Raw genomic sequence first — 6,025 nt, forward strand, 5'->3', positions numbered from 1 at the left:
GGAACAGGCTTACCTCACCGAACTGATGCTGAGCCCGGAAAGCGAACACCCATCGCCCGAAGAGCAGCAATTGATCCTCGAAGACCTCAAGGCCATCGACCGCCCGCTCGGCAAGCTGTCGAGCAAGGCCCGCGCCGCCTTCCTCTATAACCGCCTCGACGGCCTGGGCCATGCGGAAATTGCCCATCGCCTCGGCGTGTCGGTGCCTCGCGTACGCCAGTACCTGGCCCAGGGTATTCGCCAGTGCTACGTCGCCCTGTATGGCGAGCCGCTGTGACAAGTTCCAAACCGGTTTCGGCCCGTGTGCTGGATGCGGCGATCGCCTGGCAACTGTCCCTCGATTCGGGCGACGGCAGTGCAGTGGAACAGGAAGAATTCGCCAAGTGGCTGGCCAGCAATGAAGAACACGCCCGCGCTTGGCGCCAGTTGGGCATGCTCGACCAGCGTTTCAGCGCAGCCTCGGGCCCGGCACGGGCGGCGCTGCTGCAGTCGCGTCAGGGCATTCGCCAGCGTGTGCGCAAACTGGGTAGCGGCTTGGCGAGCATCGCGCTGGTAATTGGCCTTGCGTTGTTTGCCGGTGAGCGCTATGTACCGATCCACTATTGGCTGGCCGACCAACGTACCGCCACGGGCGAGCAGCGCACACTGAAACTGGCGGATGGCACATTGGTCAACCTCAACACCCACAGTGCCATCGACGTACGCTTTGATGAAAAACGCCGGCTGATTGTATTGCAGGAAGGCGAGATCCTGATCGAAACCGGCCATAACGATGCTCGACCTTTCTATGTGCAAACCCGCGACGGCAGCCTGCGGGCGCTGGGCACGCGGTTTATCGTCAAGCGCGAAGAGGGCGCCACGCGCCTGAGCGTGCTGCAGTCCGCCGTGGCCGCCCAGCCTGAAGCGCTGCATCAGGAACAGATTTTCAAGGAAGGCCAACAAGTACTGATGCGCAGCGACGGCCTCGGCCCATTGCTTGCCGTCACGCCTGCCACCGACGCCTGGACCCGCGGCATGCTGGTGGTCGACAACGCCCGCCTGGAGGATGTGGTCGAGGAACTCAGCCGTTATCGCACCGGCCACCTGGGGGTGGATAAAAATGTGGCTGACCTGCGGATCACCGGCAGTTTCCCGCTGCATGACACGACCCTGGCGTTGAATGCGCTGCTGCCGACGTTGCCGGTGCAGATCGAGCAGCGCACGCCGTGGTGGGTGACCGTCAGCGCCAAGCCTTAGGGGCTGTGGTGCCTGGGCTATGGCTATCGGGGGCAAGCCCCCTCCCACATTTATTGCATTCACACATTATGACTTGTGAACACAGTCTGGGTGGGAGCTGGCTTGCCAGCGATGAGGCCCTCAAGAACAGCCCAAGAAAATATTTTCATCCCGCCCTATCACTTTTCGATTCTCATCCGGCACCTAGGCAATTGAGAAATATTTCCATTCAGGAGCCGCCCTATGTCCCGCACGCTAGACACCTTGTTGCGCCCCAGCCTGTTAGCCCTGGCCATCGCCCTCAGCACCCCGCTGGCCAGCACCTCGCTGGTCGCCGCTGAGCAAGCGTCCAGCGTGCGCGCCTACAACCTGCCGGCTGCGCCGTTGGCCACCACCCTGAACCAGATCGCCAGCCAGGCCGGCCTGGCGCTGACGCTCAACCCAGCGCTGGCGTCAGGCAAGACCTCGGCACCGGTCAAAGGCCAGTTCGATGCCCAGGGTGCATTACATGAGGCATTGCGTGGGACCGGGCTGCAACTGGAGCAGAGCAGTGCGGGCACGTTTACGCTGGTACCGGTTCCGGAGGGCGTCGTGGCATTGCCAGAGACCAGCATCATTGCCCAGGGCAATACCGAAAGTGCATGGGGCCCCGTGACCGGCTACCTGGCGACGCGCACCGCCGCCGGCACCAAGACCGATACCGCACTGGTCGAAGCCCCGCGCTCGATTTCCGTGGCCACCCGTGAGCAAATGCAGGACCGCAACGTCCAGAACCTGGATGACGCGGTCAAGTACATGCCCGGCATCGTGTCCGCCAGCTATGGCAGCGACACCCGCTATGACTGGATGCGCGTTCGCGGTTTCGAACCGACTCAATTCCTCGACGGCCTGCCATTGCCCCGTGGTGTCTACGCCAACCCGAAAGCCGAAACCTGGAACCTCGACCGCCTCGCCCTGCTGCGTGGCCCGGCCTCGTCGGTATACGGCCAGACCCCGCCAGGCGGCCTGCTGGATATGGTCAGCCGCCGCCCCAGTGCGGAATCGAGCAACGCCATCCAGGTGCAATACGGCAGCGACAACTACCGCCAGATCAACTTCGCCAGCACCGGCAAGATCGATGATGAAGGCCAGTTCCTCTATGGGCTCAGCGGCGTGGTGCGGGATGCGGGCACCCAGGTCGATCACATCGACAACAAGCGCTACAACATCGCACCGAGCCTGACATGGAACATCGACACCGATACCAAGCTGACCCTGCTCTCGCAGTTCACCCGCGACGATACCGGCGCCACCAGCCAGTTCATGCCGATCCAGGGCACCAAGATCGACTCGCCGCTGGGCAAAGTGTCACATCATAAAAACCTGGGCGATCCAAACTACGAGTACTACGACCGCACCTACTACGCGTTGGGCTATGCCTTTGAACATCGCTTCAACGACACCTGGCAGTTCCATCAAAACCTGCGCTACACCAAGTCGGAGCTGGCCTTCCAGCAACTGACCGTGGGTTCCTTCGCCTACGCTCCGGCCGATGCAGACGGCAATATCAGCCGCTCCTCGACCAATGTGAACGAGAACATCGGCCAGTTCGCGGTGGACAACAATTTCCAGGCTGACTTCGCCACCGGCGACATCTCCCACACGCTGTTGCTGGGCCTGGATCACCAGCGCACCGATACGTCCTATCTGTCGATTTTCGGCACGGCCGGGACGATCAACATCTTCAACCCGATCAACACCCAGCCGGTCGAGCGCCCGGCGCGCTCCACGGCCTATTACGACTACAACCAGAAAACCGTCCAGACCGGCCTCTACGTCCAGGACCAGATGGCCTTGGACCAATGGCGCCTGACCCTGGGCGGGCGTGAAGACTGGGTGCACCAAGGCACCACCTACTTCAACAAGAACGATGCGACCAACACCGACCGCAGCAAGAACTTCAGTGGCAACGCTGCACTGAGCTACGTGTTCGACTCGGGTTTTGTGCCGTACCTGTCTTACGCCGAGTCGTTCCAACCCGCGAGCAACGCTGATGTCGACCCGCTCAAGTCGTTCAAGCCCACCGAAGGCAAACAGTGGGAACTGGGCATCAAGTACCAGCCGCCGGGTTCCAACACCCTGTTGAGTGCTGCGGTGTACGACCTGACCCAGAAGAACGTGCAGGTCACCAGCTTCCAGTCCGGTGGCGTGTCGGTCACCGACCAGACTGGAGAAGTGAAGGTCAAGGGCCTGGAGCTGGAAGCGGTGTCTGACGTGACCGAGAACCTCAAGGTCATCGCCGCCTACACCCTGGCCAAATCCGAAGTGCAAAAAGGCCAATACAAAGGCAATCGCCTGCAACTGATGCCCAACCAGCAAGCCTCATTGTGGACCGACTACACCTGGCACAGCGGCATGCTCGACGGTTTCGGCATCGGTTTCGGCGCGCGCTACACCGGCAACACTTATGGCGACCAGGCCAACACCTGGGCGGGCAAGGCGAATGCCTACACCGTGTTTGACGGCTCGGTGCACTACGATCTGGGCCGTCTGGATAACAGCTTGAAAGGTGCTTCGGTAAAACTGAACGCCACCAACCTGTTCAACAAGGACTACCTGTCCACCTGTGACGCCAACTATTGCTACTTCGGTGACCAACGCAGCGTGATCGCCAGTGCCACCTACCAGTGGTAATCGGCTGAGTTAACCCGCGGGCCGTCCTCAGGGGCGGCTTTGGCGTGTCTGAAGGCTAGAAAAATGAAAAGCAAAACCATCCGCCGCTGGTCCTTCATCCACACCTGGACCAGCCTGATCTGCACGGTGTTCCTGCTGCTGCTCGCCCTCACCGGCCTGCCGCTGGTGTTTCACCATGAGATCGACCACCTGCTGGGCAACGAACCGGAACTGCCGCAGATGCCCGCCGATACGCCGCAGCTGAATCTGGAGCAATTGGTCGCCAAGGCCCAGGCCCATCGCCCCGGCGACGCCATGCAATACCTGGCCTGGGATGAAGACGACAAGAACGGTGTGATCGCGATCATGGCCGCCACGGCCGGCACCGAACCCAACTCATCCCACACCTTCATGCTCGATGCTCGCACGGGCAAAGCCGTGGAAACCCCGGCGGCCAACGGCGGGCTGACGCTGTTCCTGCTGCGCCTGCATGTGGATATGTTCGCCGGGCTGCCGGGCAAGCTGCTGCTGGCGTTCATGGGCATTTTGTTCGTGGTGGCGATTGTCTCCGGCACGGTGCTGTACCTGCCTTTTATGCGCAGGTTGAAGTTCGCCACCGTGCGTCAGGACAAATCCACGCGTCTGCGCTGGCTCGACCTGCATAACCTGATCGGCGTGGTCACCCTGACCTGGGCGCTGGTGGTAGGCGTGACCGGTGTCATCAGCGCCTGCGCCGACCTGATCATCGCCGCCTGGCGCCAGGACAGCCTCAGCGCCATGATCGAACCGTACAAAAACGCCCCCCCGCTGACCCAGCGCGCACCCGCCACCGACTTGCTGACCATCGCCGCCAACGCTGCGCCCGGCATGGAGCCGGACTTTATCGCCTTCCCCGGCACGCGCTTTTCCAGCGAGCACCACTACGCCGTGTTCATGAAAGGCAGCACTCACCTGACTTCGCACCTGCTCACACCGGTGCTGATCGACGCCAGCAACCTGGCCGTCACCGCCATTGCCGAACGGCCGTGGTACATGGACGCCATGGGCATGTCGCAGCCGCTGCACTTCGGTGACTATGGCGGCCTGCCGATGAAGATCCTGTGGGCTGTGCTGGATGTGCTGACGATCATCGTGCTGGGCAGCGGGATTTACCTGTGGATCGTACGGCGCAAGGCGGCCAAATCATGAAGCCGCGCCAGTCGAGTTTCTGGAAGGTGTTTGGCATTCCACTGGGGATTGGCCTGCTCAGTGCCACCGGGTTGTTTGCGGCGTTGCTGGGGGATGGGCTGTGGGATTCGTTGAGTTGGGTGGGGCTGGGTATTCCGGCTGCCATTGGTATTTGGGCGTTGTTCAAACGGCGCGGCTGAAGAGGCTATCGGGGGCAAGCCCCCTCCCACATTTTGACCGTCTGCCCCCCCGATGAGGCCTTCAAAAACACCCTCAATGCCTCTAGGCTCTAGCCACTGCCCACATTGAGGAATGCCCATGTCCGCTCCCAGCACGACCTTGTTTCACAACCCCGCCTCGCCGTTCGTGCGTAAAGTTCGCGTCCTGCTGGCTGAAACCGGCCAACAGGACCGCGTTGCCTTGCATGGCTGCATGCCGACACCGGTCAATCCCGATGCGCAGCTGGTGCAAGACAACCCCGTGGGCAAGATCCCGGCCCTGCGTCTGGCCGATGGCTCGGTGTTGCACGACAGCCGGGTGATTCTCGATTACTTCGATCACCAGCACAGTGGCATCCCGCTGATCCCTCGCGACGGTGCAGCCCGCTGGCGCCGCCTGACCCTGGCCTCGCTGGCCGACGGCATCATGGATGCCGCCGTGCTGGTGCGTTACGAGACCGCCATGCGCCCGGCGGAAAAACACTGGGACCAATGGCTGGATGAGCAGCGCAACAAGATCCGTCGCGCCGTTGCCGAGCTGGAAGCCGAAGCCGTTGCCGAACTGACCAGCCGCTTCGACATCGCCGCCATCAGCGTTGCCTGCGCCCTGGGCTACCTCGACTTCCGCCACCCTGACCTGCAATGGCGGTTGGATAACCCGAAGCTTGCCCAGTGGTATGCCGAGGTCAGCCAGCGGCCTTCGATGCAGCAAACCCAACCACCACTCTAACGCTCGGCGCTATTCCCATGTGGGAGCGGGCTTGCTCGCGAAT

The 6,025-nt window shown here is 62.0% G+C and carries 6 protein-coding genes; all 6 read left to right on the forward strand.

The genetic code is table 11. The features are described from left to right. A partial coding sequence (locus ACRESD_RS16155) for a sigma factor-like helix-turn-helix DNA-binding protein (protein WP_431751842.1) occupies nucleotides 1-277 on the forward strand: 277 nt, incomplete at its 5' end. Continuing rightward, nucleotides 274-1,236 carry a FecR domain-containing protein gene (locus ACRESD_RS16160; RefSeq protein ID WP_431751843.1) on the forward strand — a complete coding sequence of 321 codons (963 nt, stop codon included), beginning with the start codon at nucleotides 274-276 and terminating at the stop codon, nucleotides 1,234-1,236. The genes ACRESD_RS16155 and ACRESD_RS16160, both read left to right, overlap by 4 nt. 222 nt (nucleotides 1,237-1,458) lie before the next feature. Continuing rightward, nucleotides 1,459-3,888, forward strand: coding sequence for a TonB-dependent siderophore receptor (locus ACRESD_RS16165; protein WP_431751844.1), 2,430 nt, complete (start codon nucleotides 1,459-1,461; stop codon nucleotides 3,886-3,888). A gap of 63 nt (nucleotides 3,889-3,951) precedes the next feature. After that, complete coding sequence (locus tag ACRESD_RS16170; protein ID WP_431751845.1) at nucleotides 3,952-5,055, forward strand: PepSY-associated TM helix domain-containing protein; 1,104 nt, start codon at nucleotides 3,952-3,954, stop codon at nucleotides 5,053-5,055. Then, the gene (locus ACRESD_RS16175) at nucleotides 5,052-5,234 is read left to right on the forward strand and encodes a hypothetical protein (protein WP_431751846.1); all 183 of its coding nucleotides are present in this window, start codon (nucleotides 5,052-5,054) and stop codon (nucleotides 5,232-5,234) included. The genes ACRESD_RS16170 and ACRESD_RS16175 overlap by 4 nt, the downstream gene beginning before the upstream one ends. A gap of 118 nt (nucleotides 5,235-5,352) precedes the next feature. Then, nucleotides 5,353-5,982, forward strand: coding sequence for a glutathione S-transferase family protein (locus tag ACRESD_RS16180; protein WP_431751847.1), 630 nt, complete (start codon nucleotides 5,353-5,355; stop codon nucleotides 5,980-5,982). Nucleotides 5,983-6,025: the final 43 nt, after the last annotated feature.

Origin of the sequence: Pseudomonas sp., assembly GCF_050739995.1 — a bacterium.
GTDB lineage: Bacteria > Pseudomonadota > Gammaproteobacteria > Pseudomonadales > Pseudomonadaceae > Aquipseudomonas.

Bases quoted from the DNA above. Each gene is read 5' to 3' on its own strand.
- ACRESD_RS16170 (WP_431751845.1), top strand. From the start codon at position 3,952: ATGAAAAGCAAAACCATCCGCCGCTGGTCCTTCATCCACACCTGGACC.
- ACRESD_RS16175 (WP_431751846.1), top strand. From the start codon at position 5,052: ATGAAGCCGCGCCAGTCGAGTTTCTGGAAGGTGTTTGGCATTCCACTG.
- ACRESD_RS16165 (WP_431751844.1), top strand. From the start codon at position 1,459: ATGTCCCGCACGCTAGACACCTTGTTGCGCCCCAGCCTGTTAGCCCTG.
- ACRESD_RS16180 (WP_431751847.1), top strand. From the start codon at position 5,353: ATGTCCGCTCCCAGCACGACCTTGTTTCACAACCCCGCCTCGCCGTTC.